The organism is Acidicapsa ligni, from assembly GCF_025685655.1.
In the GTDB taxonomy this organism is placed as follows: domain Bacteria; phylum Acidobacteriota; class Terriglobia; order Terriglobales; family Acidobacteriaceae; genus Acidicapsa; species Acidicapsa ligni.
This window is the reverse complement of the sequence record NZ_JAGSYG010000004.1, coordinates 300,858-327,613: the sequence shown is the minus strand read 5'-3', so window position 1 is coordinate 327,613 and position 26,756 is coordinate 300,858. Positions and strand designations below refer to the sequence as shown.

The following is a 26,756-nucleotide window of genomic DNA, read 5'->3' as shown; positions in this document are numbered from 1 at the left end:
CCAACTGCCAATATTTGAGTCAACACAATTGGTTAGGTATGCGGTCAAGTATTGCCGTTAATAAGTAGGACGTACTATGTGATTTTTGATGGAGGATAAGGCCATGATCGACGGACTCTCCCACTTACCAAGTGTTCGCCTACGTCATATCAGCGCTCCTTTGCTGAAAGAGCGAGAGCAATTTCTGAAATACCTTTCAGCGGGCGGGCGGTGCCGCGTGTCGATGCGTATGACGGCAGCCTATCTGCTGCACATCGTTCGCATCATGGAACTCACCGAGCTTCGCAGTTTTTCTCTTGAAGAAATTGAAGCAGCAGCGGGTCAGGTTTGGGCTTCCTACGTCGGACCAGACAGAAGATGTCAGATGCAAGGCACCACGGAGTATTTCGTCCGCGCTGCGAAACAGTGGTTCACCTTCAATGGCAGTCTCGCGCTAACTTCGCTTCGGCCCTTTGCTGCGGAGATCGAACACTACACCAATGCTTTGCGCTCAATTCACGGTCTTGCTGCGGCCACGATTGAAGGCTACAGCAGGATCACGGCAGCCTTTTTACGGTGGCTTTCTCCCAGGCACTGCACACTCGAAACCGTTCGCTTGCCCGATGTGCTGGAATACCTGGCAGAAAAGCGCGCGTCCGGCCTCGTCAACAACACCATTGCAGCTCTATGCCAGGCGTTCCGCTCGTTCTTCGCACACGCGGAAATCATGGGCTGGTGCGTTCTCGGTCTTCCGGCCGGAATTCGCAGTCCCAGAATTACGCAGTATCGCGGGCCTGCCCGGGGACCGGCATGGAAAGACGTGCGAAGACTGATAAGAACTACAGGAGATGCCGGAACCAAGGGACTCCGCGCACGCGCCATCCTCCTGTTGCTGGCAGTCTATGGACTGCGTCGAAGCGAAGTGGCACGCTTGCAACTGAGCGACTTCGATTGGCGCAGCGAGACCTTCTTGGTACGTCGAGCCAAGAATCGAGGACTTCAGCATTACCCCATTCAATATGAGGTAGGCGAAACCATCATCGACTATCTGAAACACGGTCGTCCGAAATGCGCTTGTCGGCACCTCTTCGTTTCGTTAGTCCCGCCCTATCTTCCGTTTGGATTGCAGGGATTATGGCGAGCTGTCAGCGACAAAATGAAGAGTATCGGTGTCGAATCGGTGACGTTTGGACCCCATGCTCTTCGCCACGCTTGCGCTACGCGGCTCCTGCATCAAGGTTCGTCACTTCAGGAGATCGCGGAGTTTCTGGGCCACCGGGATCTCAATTCCGTCAGTATCTATGCCCGCTATGATACGCGGTCGCTTCGTAAAGTTGCCGCCTTCAGCTTGGCAGGCGTCCAATGAAACTCCATCAAAGCATCGAACAGTACGTGGAAGCGAAGCGGACCGCGGGGATGAGCTTCACCACCGGAAGCAGCCGCCTCCTTTCCTTCTGCCGTCAGATAGGCGATGTTTCGCTGGACACGATTCGCCCCGACCAGATCAGAAACTTTCTCGATGGCCCACGCACCTCGGACCTCACCTGGGTTGCCAAGTACAACCTGCTTCGCCAATTTTTCCTTTTCTGGGTAGCACGCGACCTGATGTGCTCTCTTCCGATGCCGCCATCACGCCGGCCTGCGAAACGACCCAACATCACCTACATCTATTCGCAGGAAGAGATTCGCCGATTGCTCAAAAGCATACGCACCTCCCAAGCTAACCCCAGTTGTCGGATTGATGGGCGCACCTTGCGCACCTTCCTGTTGTTCCTTTACGGCACAGGGGCTCTCGTGAGCGAGGCAGTGAGACTCACACGGGACGACATCGACCTAAAACGCAAGGTGGTTATCATCAGAAACAACCGTTTGGAGCCTACCCGGACCCTCCCGCTTGGCTCAGATATGCACGAAATCCTAAGAAGCTATTGCAACTCCCACCATGGAAAAAGCCCTGGAAGCAGGCAATTCTTTTTGCACAAAGATGGCAAGCGTTTAGCCGAAGACTATCTGAACTGCACCTTTCAGCGGCTTCGTCTCCGCGCGGGAATTACCCGCAACGACGGCGTCACTCAGCCGCCTCGTATGCACGACCTGCGCTACACATTTGCCGTTCACCGCCTCACGTCCTGGCATCGCCATGGTGCTGACCTTAACCGGATGATTCCGGCCCTCTCGGTGTATATGGGCTACATGAATCTCAGTGCCTCCTCCCGCTTCCTCAAGCTGACACCAGACCGTTTTCGTCCCCAACTCGACAAGCTCAGTCCGAAACGCGGCAAGCGTCGCTGGCGGGACAATCCCGCACTCATGGAGTTTCTATCGAAACTTTGATACGCTGCGCTCGGTCTGCCCATTTGGGCGGCAACTACAATAAAAGCAGGTGTCAAGCGTATGCGGCAATCAGTAACAGCACCGAGGGTGTCGGTCAATGAGATCGTCGAGATCTACTGGCGCTTTCTGTCCCGCAATAAGCAATACGCCCAACACTTCGAGCAGTACAAGAAGCGATATCTGTCGGACCAAAAGGCCGCCGAGGCAGAGGCCGTTGTCTTTTCTCTTCTCCGGGCGGAAAAGCAGAATCCTGACATCTTTGAGGACCCCGGCACCGGAGGGCCAGATTTCCTCTGCCATCCATCGTCCACCGATTCGTTTCTTGTGGAAGTCACCTCGCTAGACTCGGACTCCATGTCGAAGAAGTCCGCCCTCCCGCGGACGATGACCGGCGCAGGCGGCGGTGCCTTCGGCCTCATCACCGAAAAGCTGCTCTCCTCGGCGAAGAACAAGGCCCGGCAACTCGGAGGCCGCAGTCTACCGGGAGTCCTCGCCATTACGTCGGACTACGATTTCGCTGGTCTGCTCATGGATCGCATGGCCGCTCAATACCTGATGACCTCCGCCCCCCAGATCAATGTTCCGCTGGATGGGCGGCCTGAGTACGTGACGACGGACTTCGCCCACGCTGCCTTCTGTAGTCTGGGGTTGCTAGATGCCTCCGGCAACCAGATGATTACCCCGCGCCGACAGAGCATCTCCGCCATTCTGTTGATCACCATCCATCCCAATGAGTCGAGAGTCGTCGGCCTGCTCCATCCTGAACCCGCCACTGCCTTCGATCCGAACTGGTTTCCCAAAGTCCCTTACCTCCAGTTCACGCACTGGCCCCTGACGAGCGGGAAGGTCGAGACGGAGTGGATTCTTGGCGATGCGGAACACCGCGATGCCGCGTTCGAGCACCGACTGATTCGATAGCGAGTCGGGCTAATCGGCGTGAGCCAGCCAATCAATTGGGACGGCGGCCCGATAGCGCAGCATAGGTTCGCCCGATACGCTCACCCCCTCGTTCATGAGAGATAAGGTCCACCCGCTTCCCCTCGTCACCCCATACGTGGACACCAGGAACCGCTGGACACCTATGGACATGCTGGACACACCAGACACGTTGGACACCGATCCGCCGCTCCTTCGCACTCCGCCGCCGCATTTTCAGTGACATTTTTGGGCTTTGAGGGCTCTAGGATCGCGATTAATCGCGAACTGCGTGTGCCCAAGTGCAGAAAAGAGCCGATTCCGTAGCGGACGGAGCTATCATCAGCGTATTGCGTTCCCATTGTGCGAACCTATGTCGTTGATATGGCTCGCCCAACAAAGGATACTTGAACCATCGACAGGACGTTCTCCCATCGTGAGGGTTGCCGTCCTGCGAAGGTTTCATGCCACGAAAGCGCGCTTCGTGGCATGGCCGATGGATAGGGAGTGAACGATTATGACCGACAAATCAGGAGTAGCAAAACGTCGAGAGGAAATTCGGGTACAGCACTTTGCCAAGGAAGATCTTTGGACCGGCGAAGGAGAGAAGGGTTGGTTCTCGGTGCCTCGTACACTTCCGCTTGTACTGGCGCTTCTTTCCTCGAAGGAGATTAGCAAGAAGCATGATCCTTCCTCCGTATATTTGGAATTGCTCAGCCGACAACGCGGCGAAGGCGTCATCGAGATGGGGCATGAGACGGAGCACGCATTCGCGTCGGGATATGTGGGCAGCCGTGCAGTCCGCACCTGGCTGGAGCGTATGAAGATTTTAGAGGACAACGGATTTATCCGGACGCTGCAAGTCGGCAACCAGCGTTACAAGTACGTGGCCATCGTGCATCCAACCACTGCGGTGCAACAGCTTCGCAACAAGAAGAAAGTCGATGAGAACTGGTGGAATGCGTATCTCGCAAATAAACGGGAGAGCAAAGAGCCTACGTTCGAGCAACGGGAATTGAAAAAGGCGGGCGCTCAAAAGGTCGTTTCGATGCCCGCAATCGGGAAAAAAGTCATACCGGTGAAATCAGCCACAAAGTGAGTGGATACGAAACCGGCGATCGTTTCCTTCGTAAGGAGCGATCAGCTATGAGAGGCAGCGTTGGAGATCGAGGCGTTGAACTTTGTGGTAATCGGCACTGATCACAGAATGCAACACTCAGAAGCAGGATTTGAGGGCCTTCTGCGAGCTTGGATTGGCGTCCGCTATGTTGAGCCGCTTACGGCGATTGCCGAGGAATACCACGAGGCTATCGGCTACTCCTCAGTCGCTCAGAGACTCGCCGCAGAGTATGGATTGCGCTGGTACAACCTCGATATGACAATCGAAGAGAAGCAGAGTGCTGGAATCTTGGAAGAGCAGCGCAATCGTCCCCGCATGTTTGAAGAGGCAATCACAGTGAGGGTTTCCTCAGACGACATCCGGGAGGACGCCTGGGTCGAGAAGTTGATTCAATCCGCCTCTGGGACGACGATTGCGATTTGCGGGTATTTGCACTACGACTCTCTGGTGGCGAAGCTTCAAGAAAAAGGACACTCCGTTGACAAACGGCTCTACCTGGAAACCGTTCCCGCCATTTCTATTGCGAATGATCCCACCAAATGGCAGTAAATCCGGGACGGACCTGAATCGGATGACGGTATGCATCCGATTCATCTAGTCCTCCGGATCGCCGTCCGGATGGTCTCGCCACCAGCGCGGCACGTTATCGAAGAACTTCTCAACCGTCTCGAACTCCCAGAATTTCGCATCAGGGAGCATCATTCTCCATCGATCCCTCACAGGCCCTGAAGGATCGATCACACAAAGATTGAATACTCGGTCTGAAAGCGCGAGTTGGAATACAAGTTGCGCTTTCACGTCGGTAGGCGGCAAGGAATAGCCCCACACGATCACGCTGTCGATCTTTTCAAGATTCTCGAAGGCTTTTACCCACACTTCTCTCCAGGGATCGGCCTCGACCCGCTTGTCCCAGAATGGCAAGAAAATCGGATACGAAGTTCCTTCCCGCTTGAAGCGTGTGAAGCCTGGAGCACTCTCCAACTCCGGCCAGCCTCGGGTTCGTACCCCAAAGCTGCCACCCGTTGTCTCCGGCATTGTCCAGTTGAAGCTCCCGTGCATTTTGAAGACGGTCGGACCTAACCACTTCTTCGGGCGGTTCGAGAACCCGTAGAGCCAATTGCCAAACGGGATCGAACTGAAGCGCGGCAACGCTTTCATCGCTCGCTCGACTACAAGATCATAGTTAAAGGAAACGACGACATCATTGAGGTAGAGCTTTGACAGCAACTTCCTATGGAAGTCGCACGTTTCGGTGCCGTGCGCGGCTCGAAGCAACGCTCCAATCGCAATGACGAACGTACTGACTACGTCTTCATCATCCTTCGGGATCAACTTCCCCTGAGATGGCCGGTTGAGTTTGTCCCTTAGATACGCCCTGAGATGCAACGTGTAAAAAGACTTCTCCATGGACCGCCAATACTCTATCGGGAGTTGTTGCACCCACCGCAGCGTTCTATCGATCTGTTGCTCGTCCTTCCCGTTGGGCTCCAATCGTTGCAGGAGGTCGAAGAAATCCCGATCCAATGGAGATGGAACATCCCTGGTCTTGGCGTAACTTACACCTCGACTCGCGCCAGCGCCCAAGATCAGCGCAATTCCCATAGACACCTATCCTTTAACTATCGAAGGCCCATGCTAGCAGATGACTCGAATTTTTCAGCACAATCACGAAGATCGTGACAGAGCTCGTCGATGAGTTCGAGCTTGGAATCCAAACGAACATGAAGCGCGCCGCACTCCGATAAAGTCTAAAACTCGCTCCCATAAAGCGTCGAAGATTTCGCCCGACGGTTTCCACCCTTCTAGAGCTGCCGCAGGCCAGGTTTCGTCCAACCGATGGGTTGGAACACTCGCTCCCGAGTGTCCTTTCATATATCTCCATCACTGCATTCTTCTCTCAATCACAAGTCAGCCGAGTTGAATTCTCATACTCAGGGATTCAATTTCAGATCGGTCTCAAATAAGTCGCACAATCCAGCAATTTTGTTTTAGATGAACAGACGAAGCTCATAAGGACGTGAGGAGACAATCGGCATAGATTTCATAGTCGCAGCGAGCTTGCTGGCATACTGCAATGTGATCGGCATTCTGTCATAGAGTTGGTCATTGTTCCAGTTCATCTTGGTCAGCCCGAGGATTGACTGAACCGGAGCATCCCAGCTCCCGTGTCCGCCGAATCGTCGGATGGCGATGGGATGCGGAATACCTTTGCCTTCCTTGTAGAAGTGCTTTCCACTGGACGCCTGGGGAACGTCCCCCTGTGTCCACACCAATAGTTCTCTCTCATCCACAGGAAGATAGAGCCCGCGTTCACAGGGATACATCGCAGGTGAAGTTGCGTTCTCATAGAGAATGCCGTGCCACGGAACCTCCTGCTTGATCTGGTAGAGATCCACTTCGGCAATCGAGTCAAAGGCATCGAAACAGCCTTCGACTTCATCCTTCTTAAATTCCGTCGTCTTGTGAACACTGATCTTCTGCGGAGACTGGCCACCATGCCGCCTCTGATAAAGACTGAGACTGCGGGCCATGATACGCCTCATTTCGCTACGGCTTAGGAACGGATTGTCACCGTCCTGATGTACATCGCGGGTTTCATGCGCAACGAATTCGAGTCCCGCTCCATCCGCATCGAAGACCTGGCTGCAGCACGTCACGAAAGTCACCTTCCCGCTCGGATCGAATTTGAGCGCGTAGCTGACCCCAATGAACGCCGACGTAGGGTCCGCATCGGCAAGCTTCCACGGTATGCCACCCGCCTTACAGTACAGTGCAATACTCAACCGCCACATGACACTCGCACGGCATCGGTAATCCAATGCGCCGCTCTCGGTGATGAATTGAGTCGGCGTTCCGCGAGACGCATTGATTGCCTTGATGTGGTCATGGAGGTCAAACCCATCGTCTTCTCCCTCAAAGGCATCTTCCCATCGGTCGGGCAACACAATCAGGAGCACATCATACTCATTGCGCCGGGTGTCTAACCGTGTCATCGCATCCGTGATTAGTTGCGCAAGTGCGATATGAGGATGGGAACTACTGTGGATGATCTCATCGGCGTTCTCTGGGATCACAACGTGCAATCCACCCGCAGCAGGCTTCAGATTGATGCCAAAGACTGTACGGAAGCCCGGAAACGGAATCAGATAGTCCTTCCGCTCCTGTGGGTTATGAGAGCGTTCAAATTCATCGAACAATGCTCTCACGCGTGCATTCATGCCGTCGGGAAATATCGTGGCTACTCGGATTGGATCAAAAACTCTATTGATAAAGTTCTTGCTGTACGGGCCGTATTGGACAAGCCCACGCAACGGATGCACATCACGATCCCCCGGACGCTCTGGACTGAAGAGCAAGAGGGGTTCCGCAGATTTCCCATATCCTGGAAGCGCCGAACGATCTTGCTTCATAAACTCCTCCTCGTAAATGCCGTCCGTCGTGAAATCACGAAGCGCGCCTCGATTCCCGCCTGACCATAAAAGGCACGAATCTCGGCATCCTGCGTTCCGGGCAGCAAAACCTGCAACCAGGCATTGAGAATGCTGTCTGCAACCCGGTTATATCTTCGCGCTTGCCGCTCCCTCACGAAGTCTCCGCAGATGTATCGCTCGTCGTCGCTCTTGGTCTTCTCGAACCAAACCGTAGGTTCCAGCAACATCCATAAACGCCCCAACCGATATTCGATACGGATCGACACACCCTCAGACCACTTCACGTCCGTCTCCGGTACCGTTCCGGCAATCACCTTGAGTGCGGTGCGAAGCGGCGCAAGCTGCGGCGCATTCGCAGACGCAGGGTCAATATGAATCTCGTGAACACCCCTTCCTGCCCAGACGATCAGAGGCATGTTCTGAATCAATCCATGAACCAAAGCATTCCGCAGGAGGTTCAGTTCATTTGTCTCCCGCCACAATCGGCTTGCTTCTATCGAATGCAGATCTAACTTGTCTGGTTTGTGGGCAGCAAACACGCGATGAACTTCTGCATCGGCGCCAAACGCTAGGACGCCATGCTGAGAACGCACAGCAACAAGTTCTGCAGTCTCCGCTCGAAGTAGCTCGCGTAGCTCCTTGGCTCCCCCGATCTTGGCATCAAATTTCCGGCACTCCTTCGGCCAGCTTAAGATTGGGACCGCATTCATTCTCACTACAGGCCAGCCAGTTCCTGGTGCCGGGAGCGAAACATTGCTGACCTTCGACCGCATCTTATTAAGGGTTTCCAAGAGGCCGGACGGAAGGTCTTCGACCTGCTGTGCCAAATCGCCCATCAACTCATCAAATGTTTCTGTTTCGATCAAGGCCGCTTGGATGCCGGCACTTTGCGCGTGAGCCACAAGCGCCTCTACGCGGGAGTATACGGGTGAACCGGAACGCAACACCCAGAACAGTCCACCTGGATAGGCATTAGGGTAGGAGACCGCTTCTTCGAGGGCATTCATCACGCTCTCGTCGCGCCCACTGTAACCAGCGACGATCAAACCGAACCGCTTGCATGATTCGATGAGCGCGGCCCGTAGCGCACTTTCTTGGTTTTTCAGCTCATCGGTCGTATTTTTGAGAGCCACAGACTGAAAATCGCCGTGGAGCTTTCCCAGCAATGGCCAACTTCCATCGTTGAGCGCACGGATAGCGACTGCGCTGGAGTCAATCGTGGAGACAGTCAATGCAGATGTGGAACCGTAGGCTGTCGCCGCGGCATCCTCCACCAACCGATCAAAGTTTGTCGTCCACACCAGCCTTGTCTTGTCTGCCTTCATCAACGCAGCGAGAATGTGATGCCCAAACGAGGGTGTTGCCCCCTGCAACATCGTTTCGATAAAGCGTCGCCGATCTTCAGGAGCAGGATAGGTCTGCTCGAAATAGGAGGCGTATTCCTCAGGCGCATTCAACGCAGGATATTTGCCCGTACCATCGAGGTATCGCTGTAAACGCGCACGGACGACCTCATTGCCGAGGTCATCGCAGGTCCTTGGATCAACCTTCGCGCTGGTACAGTACAGCGTTCGCTTGAACCGCCAAATTAGATCACCCGCGGTAGGCAATCGAGCTGAGGCAGAAGCGCCCGCACCTAAGAACCATGCCAGGGACGAAGCGCGAATTGGAAAGAGCCGCAAAAACTCATCGAGAGGCATCAACGGCATCAGGTACTACCCCGTGCAAGTTTGGTAGTGCCGTCGCATGTTAAAGGAATCTAAATACAAATTCAATCACTTACGACGTTGCACCCAGTGTAGTGCATACTTGCCGCTCAAAGCATTCGTGGCCCGATAGATTCTTATCGAAATGTAGATGATGCTGTACCGCAAAGAATGAGAGCCGAAGAGAGTGCATTTTGTTAGGATGGCTCGCATGACTTTTGAAAATCCTTCCCACGATCGACGAACAGAATTCGAGGAAGCATTCGAAGCCATCGCAAAGACACTAACGACGGCTGCTGAAGAATGCTCTTTCGCTCCTGCCGTTACAGCCGCGGAATCCTTCGGGTTGAGGGAGCAAGGCGACGGCCACCCCTCGGCGACATATATCTATGAGCGAATGGACGGTGATCTTAGTCTCTGGCTTCGGACGCATTGGTACGATCAATCGCATCCGTTTTCGACCCAGCCCGATATGAACAAGCTGCGACTTGAGTTGAGGCAGGGTCCCGTCACTCTGCGTTCGGCTGAATCAAGCTATGAGGACTGAGGCCACGATTGGAAGTTAACATCAGCAATCCAAGGATCACGTTGTCCTGACCCAATCTCCTTCAGAAACGCATGCCTTTCGGCACTCATCCGCATCTGACCGATTTGCGGTCATAAAACCGGACTGGATGAGTGACTCGGCCTGTACATGATAGGTGACATCCTGGGATGTGGGTTAGAGGTCGGTGGTGTATTTCCCAGGCCTTAATCTGACTGGCCGCGTGTCGACAGGTAGTGGCCAGGGGAAAAAGCACTAAATCAGATACCATCAGACGGTATCTCTACACGGCCCCACAGCCCTCTTAGACTTTCCGCAAGCTCCCTCGGATAGAGAGGCCATGCCGCGGGAGGGCGCTCCCGGAACAATGGCTGAGAAGGAAGGACTTTGGCAAATGGATCGCAACCGGATCATCAACAAGCTTGCGAAGGCCACAATTCAGGCGGACAAGCAGCGGACTACCTATCAAGTTTCGAAGGAGCTTGGGCGGGGCGGTAACGGAGTGGCCTTCGTCGTCAAATCTGCAACAAAAGAGCTGGTGGCAAAATTCTATATCCCGCCCGACGCGCGTGACCTAGACGAATCAGCCCTCAAGAGGTTTCAACGCGAGGCTGACCTGACGGCTAAGGTGGACCATCCTTACGTCCTTGCCTCCGAAGGCATCGGGACGGCCACTGTCGGCGCTTACAAGATACCGTTTTACCTGATGCGCCGGGCGTCCAAGACCTGGAGAGAATTATTGCCGCACGGCTTCGGCATAGGTAACCTGCGCGAACTCAAAACATTCCTGCGAGTAGCTCAGGGAGTAAGTTACCTGCATCACAAGGGAATTGTTCATCGAGACCTAAAGCCGCCGAATGTGCTGATTTTTGATGGCATTCCCAAGGTATCGGATCTTGGAATAGCGCATGTCATGCCCGAGTCTACCGACGATAGTCTATTGACACTCCCGGCTGAGAGGTTGATGAACAAAGATTACTATGCGCCTGAGCAACGTCATGGCGACGCCACGAAAGTGAATGCTCGTGCCGACATCTATGCCCTCGGCTGCATTCTTTATGAGCTCCTCTCAGGAATCTCGCCAACCCGACCCAATCTACCGCCATTAGCGGTTCTAGACAAAAGGCTGGAACCGCTTGACAAGATATTGAGCAGGATGATGGCGCATGATCCACAGAAACGCTACCGCTATCTAGACGAGGCAATCGAGGCGATCTTCTGGGCGCGATTGGAGATTGGCGACGTACCGGATGCTGCGCCCTCAACCTCAGACACAGACGAAGCCCTTTTACGGAAACTGCTCGGTAGTAATAACCGACTCCATCAAGAGGAAGCCATCAAGCCAGCCCTTCGACTCGGCCAAAGCGCACTTCCAATCCTGCATGAGGCACTGGGCAGCAGAAGATTGGATGTATCTTCAACCGCTTACGAAATATTGGGAGAGATCGTCCACGAGTCCTCAATTCCATACTTGGTTTCGGGACTGTATCCGCGTCGCACATCATCCAAACCACGCTTCCCGACCGGCAAAGTAGCGGCACTCGCCATTAGGAAATACTCTCCTGACGTGCGACTAAACGTGCTTGACACCATCTCGGACCTCGTAAGACCTGAGGACATATCGCAAATCATAGAGGGACTCGATTCTAAACAAGCCTTTAATCGAGTCGTAGCACTCGAAAGCACGGGCAGATTCTTTTCGGATTTCGATACGGAGTCTGTTATTGGCCTGCTGCTAACGGTAGACGAGAACGCTGCGTGGCCACGCGTCGAAGAGCAGATGTCGCACAATAAGGATTTCTACATTTGGAGGGTTTTGAAAGAGATTTACCCTCGCGTCAACATCGAGCGAAAGAAGGCAATAATCAGTCACTTCCTCGCACAACCATCGTCCCTGGGCTCGTGGAACATCCGAAAGCTCGTCGAAGTCATTGTCGGGGGCGAACTCCCGGATGACTTCGTTGTGACTGCATTAGATGGGCTCCCGTCAGTAGCGCAGAGGGCTATAAAAAAGTACGACGACAGAGAGGAGTTCGAGAAATATCTCCGAATTGTAAAGGCAAAATGGGAGACTACGAGGAAGCCTCCGCTGTAGACCAGCGCACCCTAAAGCACGTGCCGGACAGCGGAGCCAGAACGGCGGCGTTCAGGCGGCGTAGCGAAAATCCCAACAAGGCAAATTTTCGGGCGACTGAATCTCATTCCAGCTAATCCCATTGCGTTACGAATTAGACGCCATATCGCCACTTTCGTCAGCGGAGATAAAGTCTAGGAATCGTTCTCCAAAATCCGATATGCGCCGTGTCGTGAATGGAGCTTGCTCAAAATACTTTGAAAACGCGTCAGCAAGCCCCCGCGCATAACGCTCCGGCGACTGGGATGACGTTGGGGTAACAGGAACAGTCAGATTGAATTTCTTAAGCCCATGCACTTCACTGATTAGGCCGAAACCCACCAACCGAGCAACGCTGGGCTTCGCGCTTTCTTTAAATGAAAGATTGCGATAAGGCTCAGGAAGTTTTTTGGCCGCCCAGATCGCCTTAAGAAGTTGCAAATCTTCCAGGCTCAGATCGCGTAGCGTCCTGATGTACTGCTCCGTATCGTCTCCCTTGAAATCGCTGCTCCCACTATTGGCAAGAGCGTCGCCAAACATCTTCAATTTCTCTTTCTGATGAGTCGCGTGAAGTCTTTCGAGAATCAGCGTCAACAGGGAATGAAACTCTTCGGATTCGTAATAATTCATATCGGAAATCCGGTCCTCGATTCGCTTCTGTTGCGCGTGAAGTTCGGTAGCCACTTGAAGGAAGTGTTCCTCAAAACGAGCGGGACTGTTACTCAGGAGGCTAGTTAAAATCTGGGCGACAAATGGCATGTGTGCAAATGCCGCCGCGACAGCAGCAGACAATCCCAGTCTGGCTAATCGGTCGGGCAGGTAGGACTCGGCTTCCTTGTCTTCCTTGGCTTGCTGGATCACAGTCCCAACTGGATCATCGATTGCCATAGCGTTTCAATCTCCTACACCATAGTTAGCGCAACGCGGATACTTTCTGAACCATGACAACGAACCCTGCCAGCGCCGCCTTTGACCTCATACGCCCAAAATGCCACACCATTGAGGATAGCTTCGGAATGAATCTCTCCATTGGTCGGATCACTGTAGACCTTTATTCTCCATAAGCCTCCACCACTCACGCCACCAAAGCTATTCACATCGCTCGGAGGCGGCAGACGCGCGTTGACGTCGAGGTAGTCGAATCCATTCTCGACATAGCAGATTGGCGGGGCGACCCAAAAGGGCGTCATTTGCACACTGGCATGGTTCTTCTTGTAGGTACCAAGCGCTTCCGGTGTACCCAGCAGTAGACCCGCTTCGACGTGCTCATCCTTGAAGAGTGATTTGTCCTCAGACGGCAACGAATAGAAGACCCGGAATGCCTTGATTTCGCCAACGCGCACAGCCGGAATGCGGAGAAAAACGATATCCGGCCCCCCACTCAGTCCAATCGTTCTGCACAACGGGTCCGGAGGCGACGATCGTCGCTGGTTCCATTAGGCAGGTGTGATCATATGTTTCTCTGAGAGTAATCCCGACTTGATCGACCTTCTTGAGAACGTTGTGCCATACGTGCGCCGCTGTAAGGATGTAGTGGGCGTCTTTGTACGCGATGAGAGTGCCGGTCCCTGCCAGCGTCAGAACATCACCCGTCGAAGGGGTGGACAGCGCAAACAGCGTAACCGTATAAATCCACGAGTCGCGAGCGATACGATTCCACTGTTCCGTTGCTCCAGGGGTCTTGGCTTCGAGTTCATCCAACGTCATATTTAACTCCGTAGAAATGATTTCCTGACCGCGATTCTCGTCTGCAGTCAGAACGTAATCTTTTTAGCCTCTCCTATTCGGTTCCAGCATCGCTGGTAAGTACGACCGACTTCCTGTGGAGGGAGGATGGCTCCTCCCTGTCTCCAGCCGCAGAGCGTCTTTCGCCACCTGCTCGATCCCCGCCGTGCAGCTCGCTACCGGCTTTGCCTCCCGAGACGCCGGTTCCAGCAGAAGGCTCACTGTGGAGGAGCCTGCAAGGTTTGGGTTCCAATGACGTCTACCTTCGAATTATTGGGCGGGGCCGGTCCCAGATTGTTACTAGGCGGGACAGTAGGTTGGGGATTGGTTATTGGTGCGCTCCCAGGCGCTCCCGGCGTACCGGATGGTCCGGTTGCTCCCGGCTTTGGAGGCGGCGTATAGGTGGCGATCGACATGGCTCCACTTCCATTAAGCATGAGCGGCACCGGAAGCGAATCTTTTGCGTTTGGGATCGTTGAGTGTGCTACTAAGTAAATCAGCCCAGACTTCGTCTCATTCTTCATCGCATCAGTTTCTGAGGGGTCAAGCTGACAATACACATTTCTCGTGCACACGATCTTGTGGAGCGGACCATTCAGGCCAATTTGCACACTGTTATAGGCGCTGATGAGATTGGATCCCGTCCAGTTCGTGAGATCCGTTTGGGCGTTTGTTGTTGGGGCTAACTTCGACCAAAGGTTTGTGATTCTGACTGACTGATTGACTAGAGCGCCGCTCAAGACGAGAGTCATGTCATCTTGAAGGGCGGCAAGCGAAGCCGGTGTAATCGCAAAATCGAGAGCGACGGGCTGTGTCTCACCATTTGAATCGAACGATAGGGCCTGCGACCCGAGTGTTGCAGTCTTCGGCTGGAAAGTGTTCGACGTATCGACATTCACGAACTCAAATTTCAGGTCCCAGCCGCTACCATTGGATACGGGTTGCGGACCGATGATGTTCCAGTAGGTCGGAATCTTGCAGGTGTCGGGCCGAGTGTCATTAGCTTTAGCGTCGTAGCAGGGATCCAGACTGGCCCAGGCGCTTAATGGACCGGTTGTGCTGCTGTCGAGCTGGTGGTTCAAATCCAGGATCTGATACTTTGCTCCAGAAGAAATATCGACTGTCCCCTGCGTCGCCGGCATGCTGCACAGCAGCTTGGAGCCCTGCGGTCTATCACAGTCCAGCCGTGTCATATTCTGTGAGGAGGCATCGGAAGTTTGATAGACCTCCGTCGCCCCTCCCCATTCACTGCTGGTTGCATCAGATGCGACCTGAATGCTCGAACTCGACGTCGAGGCTGACGCTGCCAGAGGATTGTTCGGGCTGAGCACTGTGAACATGATGCGGGGCTTGCCGTCGGCGAGCCCTTGCAGAATCCGTGCGGCTGTCACGGTCCGTGTGGTTGATTTCTTATACGCAAGTGACGGTAGATGATTCAGGCAGTTCGCTCCGCCGAGAAGCGTTTTTCCGGAAACCAGAATCGCGGGGCATGTTTGCGACGCAGCGACTTGGCCTGTCAAGTCATCGGTGACGGTCGGGGCGGCGAGAATGATCTCAGGGAATCTCGCACCAAATAAGGTGCCGTCGAGGTTCAACAGGAGCGTTCGTGCACTGATCGGCGTCCATGTATTATCGCCAAGCGTTCCGGACTCAAGCACTCCTGTCACCGTGCTCGTACCTGTCGCGCCGCCTTCTGTGTCTCGTACTCGCTTGATCGGCGTGCCATTTGCCGTGACCGTCAACTGTTGATCGATGTCCTTGTTAAGGGTCAGAATGACGCTGACAACGGCGGGGGAGGCTGCTGTCACCGTTGATGGGTCAAATTCCAGGCGATTGAACTCAATCGAGGCGACGAGCTCTGTCGGCGCAGTCATGGAAGACGATGGGATATTTGCCCATGCCTTCAATTCGGCTTGGCTCGGAGGGTCATCCTGACGTTTCTGTTCCTTTCCATCACTGCTGATCCAGGTGGTGCTCTGGCGATCCACGTGAGGCACGCATCCTCTAGGGACACTCACAAGAGCGAATGTTGTGCGGGTATCTGAAGAGAGTTCATCATCTCCCAGAGAGATCCCATACTTCCAGCCGAACAAGCTCTGTCCAACCCCAAAACCTGTGATGTAGGACGACTGTCCCAAAACTTGCGACATCCGGAGGTGCTCTCGATTGTAGGAGGCGTTCAGGCCGAAGCCCAGCCAACTGATGAGCGCTCCAAAGCCGGTCTGAGTATCGCGGTACTTAGTATCGGTGATGTTGACTGCCGCCATCCTCGGAAAGACGTCGAGCACCGTCGGAGCGGGCCTGCCCGTGTCGGTGCATCGAAGCGAATAGCTCACATCAAGTAGTTGGTGCTTTCGCTTGACCGGAAAGATCCCGGTATCGAACTGGAGCATATAGATCTGGTCGTCACGGTCAGCGTTATCCGGCTTCACCATCACCCCCACGAGAGTAAGCAGCCGGGTCCAATAATATTGCACGTCGTTCTGGATCTGCTTGGTCGCCGGGAAGTTGGGCGCAGGAGTACCTGACGACGGTGCGCCAGCACTGGACGAAAGAGCAGTGGGATTTGTAAGGGCTGTGACGGGAGCGGCTGAAGCAAAAGCAGGTGCGTAGGTAGGTGCCTTCAGTTGGGCTGTGACTTGAGCCATCTGAGCGGCCACGGTGCTTACGTTAGCTTGCGCCGCTGTTAATGCTGCTTGATCGGCCGTGAGCACAGCGCTCGGTTTGGCTGCGTTAGTGTCCGCCGTCAATGTGTTCTGATCCTGGTTCTGCTGCTGCAGTGCTGCTAGGGAAGACTGCAGGAGGCTCGCCTGCTGTTGAATGAGTTGCGATTGGAACGATGTGTTTGCGCTCAGCATCTGAGCGGCTGCCTGATTCTGTGTTGCGGACAATTGGCTATATCCGAACTGAACCTGGAGGCTCTGGATGAGCGCGTCCGTGCTCGTACCATTGGCGGCATTCGGATTGAGGGCCGCCGTGCTGTTCATCAGGTCGTTGTATAGGGAAGAGAGAAGAGGGTAGAGGCGTTGATAGGTCCACGTCTGGACACCGACTGTCACCTCGGTGCAAGCCGCTTGGCCGTACCCACGCGGAGGGGTGCAGTTCGTCGGCGCCGTTGGTGCACATAAGGCAGGAAAGGATGTCAGAAGCGCAAAGCTAAGAGTAAAGAGGCGAAGGCTAGGCAGGGAGACCGCAAACTTATGCATATAAGGGCTCATGATTGCTCTGGATGTAGTGACAGTGACGATAGCCTAAGTAAATTGGGAGCACAAGCAGTTTCTTATCAAAGCGGTCCAACTCCACGGGTGACAATCTCTGCCCCGTTGTGAATGCTAGATAGTGATCGGCCCTAGCTTAGTTGGCTTTGCAACCAAAACTACATTCTGGTCCACTTTCGTGCCATACATTTGTTTGCCATCCTTTGATTGCACCGGCGGGCAAGTAGGCGCCCGGACAACTGATCCGCTCTTGCTCGCCAGACGGAAAGTTCGTTTTGATCTTCCCCGGGCCATCGGGTGCCGTCAAGCGAATTTCAATTAGCTTCGAAAACTGAAGGTCCACCAGTCAGAAGGCTGACTCGTTCGGCCTTTCTCATCAATTGCGATGACACGCCAATGATACTGTCCGCCGCCCGACCATTGGTCATGCTTCATCGTTGTAGTAACTTGAGTTTGCCAGATAGGAACCCATATGGACGCGTGGGTGCTGGGGTCCAAGGGTTTTAGTATCTCCGCCTGCACCTTGTAGGCAACTGCTCCGGGAACCTCCGCCCATTCAAACGTGATTTCCCTAGGAAAGGAATCGAGCTCTGAGCCAATTATTGGTGATTTCAGCACCGGAGTCAGAAGCGTGAAATCCACCGATTTCACGACTCTCGCGGCCACCACCTTCTTCGCCGGCACAACCGTCGAGGTACTGACTTTAGGTTCCAGCGGCTTGGTGTCGCTGGATTGCATGTCGACTGGTTTTGTATTAGGGGCACTAGCCAGAGACTTTGGTACATAAAGCGATTTCGCCAGTTCGCTGGAAAAACCCAGAAATGACAAGAGAAAAGCGAACACCATAAACGCGTAGATCGCACGGACCATCTCTTTGCGTGGGTAGGGTTCTCGCTTTCCTTCATCGGACAACAGGCGGTACGCGAGGAACGCGAGTAGAAAACCCAATCCGATCGCGCCATAACTCAATAGCTTTGAAGGGTCAAAAATGCTCACTGTACTCTCCCGAATGACGGCCGATACACGCCCTTCCAATATGCTTTGGGTGGGTTCTCGCTGCTTCGTGCGTAAGCGTACCACGCTTATCTTGCCCGCCCTGAAGCGCTATCTCCTAAAGTCCAAGGAACCTCAATAGAAACGTAAGACTTGCCGTCGGTGGTCTTGTGCGGTATCGACTCGATTGATTGCGCAGCAATCAGACGAACAATAGGCATATCCGTGCCGAACTCCTCTTGAATCGCCCCAAAATCCTCCGTTTCTCGATGAGCTAATAATCGCCGAGTCACTCATTTAGCCGTGTTCGGCAAGCGGAAATCGGATTCCGCTGGGTAAATTCTTCGGCTGAGATCAGCAATCCGTTTGCTTTCATGATCTCGCTGCGCTCCCTCCGAAAAGAGAAATATCCCCTCTGGACACCCCTAAAGAGAAAGGAAAAGCCTAGACAGGCGAGAGAGAATCTCAGCGGGGAGGTCCACCCTCCCCGCAACGCCCCACCGGGTAGAACAAGCAAAAACTGCTAAGGGGAGCTTCGCCCCTCGCGCCTGCAAGCCACTCCCCAATCTTCCGCGCTTCGCTTGTGCAGACCTCCGCTGCGCTCCGCCCCTCCACTGCGTTCCGGGGTGGGGATACCCCTCGGCTTGCACTTGCTACCCCCCACCTTCGCCAGGAGGCGTTCGGCATGTACATGCCGCGTTTCAACGCGGACGTGCAACGGCAACAGCCACCACAGGGAGGAAGCAGCATGAAGAAGTCAGCCAGCATCGCCAAGCCCAGCATCTACCAGACCGTCACCGACCGCATCCTTGCCAGCCTGAAAGCTGGCGTCATTCCGTGGGAGAAGCCGTGGCAGACCCCGCACTTTACCGGAGGCCCGTTCCCCCGCAACTTCCATACCGGCAAACCGTACCGGGGCATCAATGTATTTCTGCTTTGGTCCAGCCCCTATCAATCCCCCTTCTGGCTCACCTTCAAACAGGCGCAGGAGCTAAAGGGCAATGTACGCAAGGGAGAGAAAGGGACGCAGATTGTTTTCTTCAAACAGCTACGCGACCGCAAGAAGGAAGATGAAAACGGCGAAGAAGACGACCGCGCCCCGTTCGTTCTTTGCTACTACACCGTGTTCAACGTGGAGCAGTGCGACGGCCTCACGCTACCCGAGATTGAACAGCCCACGACCGCCCCGGAGATCGACACGGACGAAACCTGCGAGGCCATCGTTACCGGATGGGAGAATCGCCCCGCGCTCCATCTCGACAGCCCCACCGAGTGCCGCGCTTACTACCGGCCCTCTAACGATTCCGTACACATGCCCGTCCGCTCCCGCTTCGTGGATGCGCCCCACTACTACAGCACCCTTTTCCACGAATTGATTCACAGCACCGGCCACGAGAGCCGCCTCCACCGCACCTTTGGCGACCGCTTTGGTGATGACCTCTACAGCAAGGAAGAACTAGTAGCCGAGATGGGCGCGGCCTTCCTTTGCGCCATCGCGGAGATTGCCAACGAGCACACCGACCGCAACACCACCGCCTATATCCAGAACTGGATTTCCAAGCTGGAAGAGGATAACCGCCTGATCGTTCACGCCGCCGCGAACGCTCAAAGAGCCGTTGATTTCATCCTCGGCAGTACGTTTGCGGAAGAGACGGAAGAAGACGCCGCCAACCTCGTTACGTTGCCACCGCCGAACAACGGTACTGCGGAACTTGCGGAGGTGGCGTAATGCAGACCATCCTCGACATTCTCAAACTGGCCGGAGGCTATCGGCCCACGCTTTACCTCAAGATTGAAAACCTTCCCTATATGGCCCTTGTCATCGAGGCCATCGGAACGGGGCCGATGGGACTGCCTGCAATCTCTGTTGCTCATTATGGCGAACAGAACGGCGACCCGATGCGCGACCCGGAGATGTGCTTTGAGCTTGGACTCGCGGGAGGCGCACACCTTGACCCTTGGTACTGGCGTAACGATTACATGGCCGTCGAGCAGTGGAGCCGCAACATCGTCCGCGACCATTACGTGCATTTGATTCAGTTGCACGAGCAGCACGTCCGCTTTGCGAAGACGTGGGACAACAACCTGCGCTTACAGAGATTCACAGACGCTTTCACGGACAAGTCGATTCGTTGCTAGTCCGCTCTCTTGGAGCGGATACGGTCAGCGCGTGTCCGCTCTGTCTCCATTCACCCTCAACCCGCTCGAAAGGAGCTTGTCATCATGGAAACAACCGCCATCGCCACCCACAATGCAACGCAGGAAGTCGCCCTTACTCTTCTCATGGAATCACCCACCAATCCGCGTCAGCACTTCGACGAAAGCGGCCTGAAAGAATTGGCTGAAACCATCGGCAAGGTCGGCGTCTATCAGGCCATCCTCGCCCGCCCCAAGGACGAACGCTTGGAGATTGTTTTCGGGGCGCGGCGGTATCGTGCCTCGCTGTTGGCCGGGAAAGAAACCATTCCCACGGTCATCCGCGAGATGAGTGATGCCGAAGTCATCGAAGCGCAGCTTGTCGAAAACCTCCAGCGCCGCGACGTTCACCCGATGGAGGAGGCCGAAGGCTATAAGCGGCTTCTCTCCCTGTCCGATCCCACTTACACCGTCGAGCAGATGGCGGCGAAGGTAGGCAAGACGCCGGTTTACATCACCACACGCCTCAAACTCACCGACCTCTGCGATGCCGTAGCCGCTGCGTTCTACCGCAACGACATCGGCGTGGGCCATGCGCTGCTGCTGGCGAAGTTGCCAACGGAGGTGCAGGAGCAAGGTCTAACCGCTTGCTTCAAAGAGGTCTACACCAATAATGGCGATAAGCCTGCACGGATACTGTTGCCCGTCCGCAATCTGCGTTTCTGGATTGAGACGAACGTGCTGCTGCTGTTGAAGGACGCACCTTTCGACAAGCGCAGCGCAGAGCTTATCGTCACTGCCGGAAGCTGCGTCGATTGCCCCAAACGTACCGGCCATAACAAGCTGCTGTTTGCCGACCTTGGCAAGCAGGACGCCTGCACCGACCCGCGCTGCTATCAGGCGAAGGTACAGGCGCACATCGCCGTCATCGTAGCCGCGAAGCCCAAGCTGGTACAAATCAGCACCGACTACCGGCCACAGGCGGAAGGTAGCCCGGTGCTCTCCCGTAGCAAGTATGTTGAGCTTCGGGAGGACAAGCCCAAGGACAAGGAACAGGCGAAGTCTCCGATGTTCAAAACGTGCAAGCACACCACCGAGGCCATCGTTGCCGAAGGCGAAGGGCAAGGCACCTTGCAGAAGGTATGCACCAACGCCGACTGCCCGGTGCATCACCCCAAGGCCAAGAAGCAGACGCCGCAGAACGTCGCGGATAATGCCAAGTGGAAGGCCGAGCAGGAGAAGCGGCGCAAGGAACAGGCCATCTCCGAGACGACCGGCATCCGCGTACTCTCTGCCATCGGCGCAGCCGTCCCGGTGCGGCTAATGAAACGCGACCTGCTGTTTGTCGTCGAGAGGCTGGCCGCGATGCTGGACGAGAACCGTCTCGCCATCGTCGCCAAGCAGCACGGCATCAAGAAGGCCAAGGACAGCGACTCCATCGAGAAGCTGTTTGCCGCCTTCCTGCGTCGTGCCGAAGAGAGCATGTTGGGACGGTTGACGGTCGAGTTGACCATCGTTCTTGCCGCCGCCCGCAACAATGCTCCTTCTGTGCTCAAAGAGGCCGCCACAGCCTATAAGGTGGATACCGACGCCATCGCTTCCAAGGTCAAGCAGGAGTTCGTCGCGAAAGAGAAAGCAAAGAAGACGGCGCAGTCCACAACTAAAGCCGCGAAGAAAGCAGCGTAGCAAACAAGTCTCAGGTGGGGGCGGCTCGTAGTCGCCCCTTCTTTTATGCTGCCGCTAAAATCGCGCAGGGAGAACCCGCTTTGGTTTCTCCCTGCACCCTCATCCCGCGTACACGGCTACAGGTAGCGTGGACAGCGCGCCTACGTGCATACGCTATGCACCTAGATTCGTCTGTCCTCGTCCTCCCATTGCTGCACGGCATATGAAGTATTCACGACGAATAATCCGTGGAAAGGCTAAGCTCTTTCCATTTCCTGTCACTTTCGAGTTTGGCTAGAGCACTGCCTTCGGCAGCGTTATAGCTGTCGCTGCCTAGCAGCAACCGTAACGGAGGATCAGGTAGTGAAGCGAGTTGGAGAAGAGCGTTAGCCGCTTTGGCGGGATCTCCGGGTTGCTTGCCGTTGTAGTCTCGCTGAAAACGAATGGTGGCCCCCACGGTTGATGCGTATTCCGAGCGGCCCTCACGAAGTGAAGTAGAAGAACCGGCGAAATCAGTGCGGAAGCCTCCTGGCTCGATGATCGTCAGCTTGACCCCGAACGGTGCTATCTCCTTCGCCAACGACTCCGAAAAGCCCTCAACGCCAAACTTGGCGGCCGCATAGGGAGCACGTCCTATTGGGCCGAGCCGTCCTGCGATTGACGTGACCTGGACGATATATCCGCCTCTGCGCTCCCGGAAGTATGGAAGTACAGCCTTCGTCATAATGATGACGCCGAAGAGATTAGTTTCGATTTGTGCCCGAAATTCTGCGAGCGATGTGTCTTCGACTGGAGCCACGTTGCCGTATCCGGCGTTGTTCACAAGAACGTCGAGAGCGCCAAATCGACTCATGGCAGCATCGACTGCGGCTTTAGCCTGGGCCTCATCGGTCACATCGAGAACGACCGGATGAATTCTCTCTCCAAACTTGTGCTTGAGATCATCCAGTTGTTGTGGATTCCTGGCGCCCGCGACTAAATTGTGACCCGCCGTGAGTACCGCTTCTGCGAACGCTCTCCCGAGTCCGCGAGAGCTACCTGTGATTAGCCAAGTTTGAGACACGATGGACCTTTCCGTTTAAGAAGAACAATTTAATCGTTTGCACAGACCGCCTTCAGCGCGATTCGCACAGCTTGTTTAGAACCTCATGAAGCCCAATGCCACGTCCAGGAACATTTCATCTCAGCGTATTTGGCTCCTTTACCGGCTTGGATCACCAAGTTCTGAAACGAAGTGTGGTGACGCTGTAAGCGGCCTTGAACGTTCATGGGTCCTAATAGCTGTCCGTTCGCGATAGGGTCGTGGGACGAACTGGTCGGACTGGACTAAGACTAGCCTATCAATCATTGTGTCCGCTACTATTAGACAGTGGTGGCGGACGCTGCGACACAGGAGGGCCTATATGAAGATTTCCAAGAAGCAAGCAGCCGAGAACAGGGAGTTGATCCTTACGAGCGCGGCCAGGTTGTTCCGCGAACGCGGCGTACCGGGAGTCGGCGTGGACGCACTCGGGCAAGCAGCGGGAATGACGCACGGAAGTCTCTACAGTCAGTTCGGCTCGAAGGAAAAGCTTCTCGCCGAAGCGCTCGAAGACGGATTTGAGCGCGAAGGCCCCCTGGCCGCGCCTGTGGATACTGTTTCAGGATTAGTCTCCCGCTACCTTAGTCCAAAGCATCGGGAGAATCCGGGATCAGGTTGCTTCATGGCCGCGTTGGGAGGTGACATGCCCCGGCAAGGAGAGGTCGTTCGCCGCTCCTTCACGCGCATCGTCAAAGGCGCGGCGGCACGGTTGGCGGAGAAACTGCCGACAGGGACGCCTCGCGCACGCAAGGACGAGATGCTTGCCACAGTTGCCTCGATGGTCGGTGCGATGATTCTGGCTCGTGCTGTAGACGACCCGGAATTCTCCGACCGCATACTTTCAGTCACCCGTTCCAAGCTGCTTAGGGAATTGCGTTAGAACAACGACGCAATCCCATCAATGCCAACAAATCAGTGAAAAGATGGCGTCTCTCGAATCGTATCTTCAATGATAGCTGTCGCTATGATTGACAATGCTAGCGGTCGCCACTATTCTGACATCATCCCGGTTAAATGGTCCGGAGATAAGGAGCTATTGATGAAAGTGCCGAAAATTCTCATTACAGGTGCCACAGGCAAATCAGGATATGTCGCGACTGAGACTCTACTAAAGCAGGGAATTCCCGTGCGGGCTTTGGCCCATCGCGAAGGACCGAAGGTAGATAGTCTCCGAGAGCTAGGAGCCGATGTCGTGGTCGGGGACTTCTTTGACCTCGACGGAATCGTCCGGGCAATGGAGGGGATCGAGAGTGCCTACTTCTGCTACCCAGTGGCTCCGCGTTTGATCGACGCAACTGCATACTTTGCGGCTGCGGCGAAAGAGGCAGGGTTGAAGTTTCTCCTCAACATTTCGCAAATTTCGGCGCGGCGCGCTGCAAAGAGCCACGCCGCCCTTAACCACTGGGTGGCGGAGCGCATCTTTGACCGGTCCGGAATCCCGACAACGCATCTGAAGCCAACCTTCTTCGCGGAATGGCTTGTATACCTGGTCGATCCCGCCGAACTCCGCGCGACCGGTGCTCTCAAGCTTCCGATGGGCGAAGGACGCCACGCTCCTATCGCCGCAGAAGACATCGGACGATTGGTGGCCGCTATCCTGAAGAATCCCGAGCCTCATGCCAGCAAGAGCTACACGGTCCACGGCCCGGTAGAGATGAACCACCACGAGATCGCGAAAGAGATGAGCAAGGCGCTGGGTTTCGAGGTCCACTATGAGCCTGTAACCGCCGAGCAGTTCATCCAGGAAGGGCAGCTGAAAGGTTGGAGCGAGTTTATCCACCAGCATGTTGCGGAGGTCTCGAAGGACTACCAGAATGGAGTTTTTGCAGGCCAGGACGGAATCATCGGAGAACTAACGGGGCAGGCTCCCATGACAGTCCAGGCTTATGTCGAAAAGCACCGTGCCATTTTCGACTCTGCTATCGAACGCCCTGTGTCTTCAAGTTATGAACATGCGTAAGGGAAGCAGATAAAAGCGGCTTAGGTTTTAGATAAGAGCTTATTCATTGCAGTATGGGGCGGCGCAAAGCGCCGCCCTTCTTTACGAATGTGCCCAAGACCAGTGCAGTCAGGACGTAGCTAAGAGCCGGATTTGAGCGTTATGGTACATGACGTGTCCAATGCGAGATTGCAGTACAGCGAGCCGGTTTCTTTTAGGATCGGTATCAAACTCCTCTTCAGAAACAGCAGAGTGTCGCTTCAACCAATCGAGAGGAGACATTGCTTCTACGCCGTGGGTTACCTTTTCATTCACCGTATTGAACGCGTCACGCAACTGCGTTGGGCTGAGTTCGTCCGGGAATGTCCTGTCCGGATTATCGAGGAACAACTCATCGAATTCAGGGTGGAGGCGCTGTCCGAGTTCGAGCATATCGATAAGTCGATCATGGGTTGCGGTCAGATGCCCAACGATGTAGTAGACGCGGTTTCGGTGAGGTGCCACCTCCAGGAATAACCCTTCATCGCTGAGCGAGGACAACAATCTTTCAGTGAACCCTATCGCGCGTCTCCATCCGGTCACCGCCACTGCTGCGAACAGCTCGTCCGTCGTCATTAATATCACTCTCCTGTTCTCTATATGTATTGTTCGCCACTTCATTCAGAGTGACGAGGCTGGCTGGCCGGTATATTCGATTGGTTGATGAAAGGGGTAATCGGAGTAACCACCACCGTCTGATCCATAGACCGTTTCCCAGTCGATGTCAGCCAGTGGTGCTCCATTTTGAAAGCGGTGTACCAGATCCGGATTGGCGATATATGCCCGCCCAAAAGCAACCAAATCCGCCAATCCGGAGGTGATGAGGTGATTGCCGCGCTCTCGATCCATGTTGGCATTAGCTATAAGTGTTCCGCTATACAGTGGGCGGAAGTATTCAAACATCTGGTCTCCGGCAAGCGCCTCCAGGGGAGTCCCCGTAAAGTCTGTTGAATTGCCCATCAACAAAAGGTGCGACAGATCGTAATCATTTAGCTTGCGGATGGCATATTCCGTTACCGGAAGCGTCTCCTCATTTGCGCTAAACTCTCCGCCCTCATGCATCGGGCTGATCTTGATCCCGGTGCGCTTATTGCCAACGGCGCTCGCGACTTCCTCAACGATTTCAAACAAGAATCGTGCGCGGTTCTCAAGATTGCCGCCGTATTCGTCCGTTCGTCGATTCGTTTTCATGTTGAGAAACTGAGGAATCAGATAGAGATAGTTGGCTAAAATCTGAACGCCGTCGAAGCCGGCCTCGATTGCATTTAGCCCCGCCTTTGCGAAATCCTGCACAGTCGCCCTAATCTCTTCCTTTGTCAAAGGGCGAGGCACTACAGTTGGTTTACGTCCTGTCGGCGTTACCGAGATTTGAAGCGGATCAACATCAGAGGCGGATACTGGCAAATCTCCATTCCGAAGTTCCGGATGAGACATTGCGCCTGTGTGCCAGAGCTGTGCGATAATCCTTCCGCCACGCTGGTGTACGGCATCGGTCACTTGCCTCCAACCCGCGACCTGCTCTTTGCTCCACAGTCCCGGCGTGTTAGCCCATCCAAACCCATCGACGCTGATGGCGGTAGCCTCAGAAATAATCAGTCCGGCAGAAGCTCGCTGAGCGTAATACTCAGCTTGCAAAGCGGTCGGAACGTGGTTGGTTGAATTGGCCCGCATCCGAGTGAGCGAAGACATCACGATGCGATTCGGAAGAGCCAGGTCGCCCATCTGGTATGTATGCAGCAGAGGTTGATTCGACATTATGATCCTTTCAGGAACTGGAGATAGCGCCATTGACTCTATCGTCGCCGTAGGCGCATTCTG

The 26,756-nt window shown here is 54.8% G+C and carries 23 protein-coding genes; 12 read left to right on the top strand and 11 right to left on the bottom strand.

Annotated elements, in window-relative coordinates:
• Window positions 1–103: 103 nt before the first annotated feature.
• From OHL19_RS15615 to OHL19_RS15595, 5 genes are all read left to right on the top strand, one after another.
• Window positions 104–1,345, top strand: a complete 1,242-nt coding sequence (locus OHL19_RS15615) for a site-specific integrase (RefSeq protein WP_263358650.1) — start codon at window positions 104–106, stop codon at window positions 1,343–1,345.
• Window positions 1,342–2,313, top strand: a complete 972-nt coding sequence (locus tag OHL19_RS15610) for a tyrosine-type recombinase/integrase (protein WP_263358649.1) — start codon at window positions 1,342–1,344, stop codon at window positions 2,311–2,313. Before OHL19_RS15615 ends, OHL19_RS15610 begins: the two co-directional genes overlap by 4 nt.
• A gap of 60 nt (window positions 2,314–2,373) precedes the next feature.
• Window positions 2,374–3,231, top strand: coding sequence for a hypothetical protein (locus OHL19_RS15605; protein ID WP_263358648.1), 858 nt, complete (start codon window positions 2,374–2,376; stop codon window positions 3,229–3,231).
• Window positions 3,232–3,745: 514 nt separating this feature from the next.
• Window positions 3,746–4,327 carry a hypothetical protein gene (locus tag OHL19_RS15600; protein ID WP_263358647.1) on the top strand — a complete coding sequence of 194 codons (582 nt, stop codon included), beginning with the start codon at window positions 3,746–3,748 and terminating at the stop codon, window positions 4,325–4,327.
• 108 nt (window positions 4,328–4,435) lie between these two features.
• Complete coding sequence (locus OHL19_RS15595) at window positions 4,436–4,897, top strand: hypothetical protein (protein ID WP_263358646.1); 462 nt, start codon at window positions 4,436–4,438, stop codon at window positions 4,895–4,897.
• A 45-nt stretch (window positions 4,898–4,942) separates the two neighbouring features.
• Here the strand turns inward: OHL19_RS15595 and OHL19_RS15590 are convergent, their stop codons facing one another.
• The 3 genes from OHL19_RS15590 to OHL19_RS15580 all read right to left on the bottom strand — a co-directional run bounded on the left by OHL19_RS15590 (window position 4,943) and on the right by OHL19_RS15580 (window position 9,488).
• Window positions 4,943–5,950: an SIR2 family protein gene (locus OHL19_RS15590; protein WP_263358645.1), complete on the bottom strand. Its 1,008-nt coding sequence runs from the start codon at window positions 5,948–5,950 to the stop codon at window positions 4,943–4,945.
• Window positions 5,951–6,336: 386 nt separating this feature from the next.
• Window positions 6,337–7,758 (bottom strand): argonaute/piwi family protein, encoded by a 1,422-nt coding sequence (locus OHL19_RS15585; protein WP_263358644.1) that lies wholly within the window; start codon window positions 7,756–7,758, stop codon window positions 6,337–6,339.
• Window positions 7,755–9,488: an SIR2 family protein gene (locus tag OHL19_RS15580; RefSeq protein ID WP_263358643.1), complete on the bottom strand. Its 1,734-nt coding sequence runs from the start codon at window positions 9,486–9,488 to the stop codon at window positions 7,755–7,757. The genes OHL19_RS15585 and OHL19_RS15580 overlap by 4 nt, the downstream gene beginning before the upstream one ends.
• Before the next feature lie 208 nt (window positions 9,489–9,696).
• On the opposite strand from OHL19_RS15580, the gene OHL19_RS15575 reads away from it, so the two are divergent.
• Complete coding sequence (locus OHL19_RS15575; RefSeq protein WP_263358642.1) at window positions 9,697–10,032, top strand: hypothetical protein; 336 nt, start codon at window positions 9,697–9,699, stop codon at window positions 10,030–10,032.
• Between the two features lie 364 nt (window positions 10,033–10,396).
• Window positions 10,397–12,124 carry a serine/threonine-protein kinase gene (locus OHL19_RS15570; RefSeq protein ID WP_263358641.1) on the top strand — a complete coding sequence of 576 codons (1,728 nt, stop codon included), beginning with the start codon at window positions 10,397–10,399 and terminating at the stop codon, window positions 12,122–12,124.
• Window positions 12,125–12,250: 126 nt separating this feature from the next.
• On the opposite strand, the gene OHL19_RS15565 is transcribed toward OHL19_RS15570, so the two are convergent.
• From OHL19_RS15565 to OHL19_RS15545, 5 genes are all read right to left on the bottom strand, one after another.
• Window positions 12,251–13,030 (bottom strand): hypothetical protein, encoded by a 780-nt coding sequence (locus OHL19_RS15565; RefSeq protein WP_263358640.1) that lies wholly within the window; start codon window positions 13,028–13,030, stop codon window positions 12,251–12,253.
• 14 nt (window positions 13,031–13,044) lie between these two features.
• Window positions 13,045–13,485 (bottom strand): hypothetical protein, encoded by a 441-nt coding sequence (locus OHL19_RS15560; protein ID WP_263358639.1) that lies wholly within the window; start codon window positions 13,483–13,485, stop codon window positions 13,045–13,047.
• Complete coding sequence (locus OHL19_RS15555) at window positions 13,433–13,849, bottom strand: hypothetical protein (RefSeq protein ID WP_263358638.1); 417 nt, start codon at window positions 13,847–13,849, stop codon at window positions 13,433–13,435. The genes OHL19_RS15560 and OHL19_RS15555 overlap by 53 nt, the downstream gene beginning before the upstream one ends.
• Window positions 13,850–14,085: 236 nt before the next feature.
• Window positions 14,086–17,073: a hypothetical protein gene (locus tag OHL19_RS15550; RefSeq protein WP_263358637.1), complete on the bottom strand. Its 2,988-nt coding sequence runs from the start codon at window positions 17,071–17,073 to the stop codon at window positions 14,086–14,088.
• Between the two features lie 330 nt (window positions 17,074–17,403).
• A complete protein-coding gene (locus OHL19_RS15545; protein WP_263358636.1) occupies window positions 17,404–18,081 on the bottom strand; it encodes a hypothetical protein in 678 nt (225 codons plus the stop codon).
• A 745-nt stretch (window positions 18,082–18,826) separates the two neighbouring features.
• On the opposite strand from OHL19_RS15545, the gene OHL19_RS15540 reads away from it, so the two are divergent.
• From OHL19_RS15540 to OHL19_RS15530, 3 genes are all read left to right on the top strand, one after another.
• A complete protein-coding gene (locus tag OHL19_RS15540) occupies window positions 18,827–19,807 on the top strand; it encodes an ArdC family protein (RefSeq protein ID WP_263358635.1) in 981 nt (326 codons plus the stop codon).
• Window positions 19,807–20,217 carry a DUF6908 domain-containing protein gene (locus tag OHL19_RS15535; RefSeq protein ID WP_263358634.1) on the top strand — a complete coding sequence of 137 codons (411 nt, stop codon included), beginning with the start codon at window positions 19,807–19,809 and terminating at the stop codon, window positions 20,215–20,217. Before OHL19_RS15540 ends, OHL19_RS15535 begins: the two co-directional genes overlap by 1 nt.
• 84 nt (window positions 20,218–20,301) lie before the next feature.
• Entirely contained in the window at window positions 20,302–21,900 is a 1,599-nt protein-coding gene (locus OHL19_RS15530; protein ID WP_263358633.1) for a ParB/RepB/Spo0J family partition protein, read from the top strand.
• Between the two features lie 211 nt (window positions 21,901–22,111).
• On the opposite strand, the gene OHL19_RS15525 is transcribed toward OHL19_RS15530, so the two are convergent.
• On the bottom strand, window positions 22,112–22,942 hold the full coding sequence (locus tag OHL19_RS15525) for an oxidoreductase (protein WP_263358632.1): 831 nt from the start codon (window positions 22,940–22,942) through the stop codon (window positions 22,112–22,114).
• A gap of 340 nt (window positions 22,943–23,282) precedes the next feature.
• Here OHL19_RS15525 and OHL19_RS15520 point away from each other — a divergent pair, with 340 nt between their 5' ends.
• Together OHL19_RS15520 and OHL19_RS15515 are read left to right on the top strand one after the other, a co-directional pair.
• The gene (locus tag OHL19_RS15520) at window positions 23,283–23,840 is read left to right on the top strand and encodes a TetR/AcrR family transcriptional regulator (RefSeq protein WP_263358631.1); all 558 of its coding nucleotides are present in this window, start codon (window positions 23,283–23,285) and stop codon (window positions 23,838–23,840) included.
• A gap of 159 nt (window positions 23,841–23,999) precedes the next feature.
• Window positions 24,000–24,920 (top strand): NmrA family NAD(P)-binding protein, encoded by a 921-nt coding sequence (locus OHL19_RS15515; protein WP_263358630.1) that lies wholly within the window; start codon window positions 24,000–24,002, stop codon window positions 24,918–24,920.
• Window positions 24,921–25,028: 108 nt separating this feature from the next.
• Here the strand turns inward: OHL19_RS15515 and OHL19_RS15510 are convergent, their stop codons facing one another.
• Together OHL19_RS15510 and OHL19_RS15505 are read right to left on the bottom strand one after the other, a co-directional pair.
• Complete coding sequence (locus OHL19_RS15510) at window positions 25,029–25,514, bottom strand: DinB family protein (RefSeq protein WP_263358629.1); 486 nt, start codon at window positions 25,512–25,514, stop codon at window positions 25,029–25,031.
• A 45-nt stretch (window positions 25,515–25,559) separates the two neighbouring features.
• A complete protein-coding gene (locus OHL19_RS15505) occupies window positions 25,560–26,693 on the bottom strand; it encodes an alkene reductase (RefSeq protein WP_263358628.1) in 1,134 nt (377 codons plus the stop codon).
• Between the last annotated feature and the right edge of the window lie 63 nt (window positions 26,694–26,756).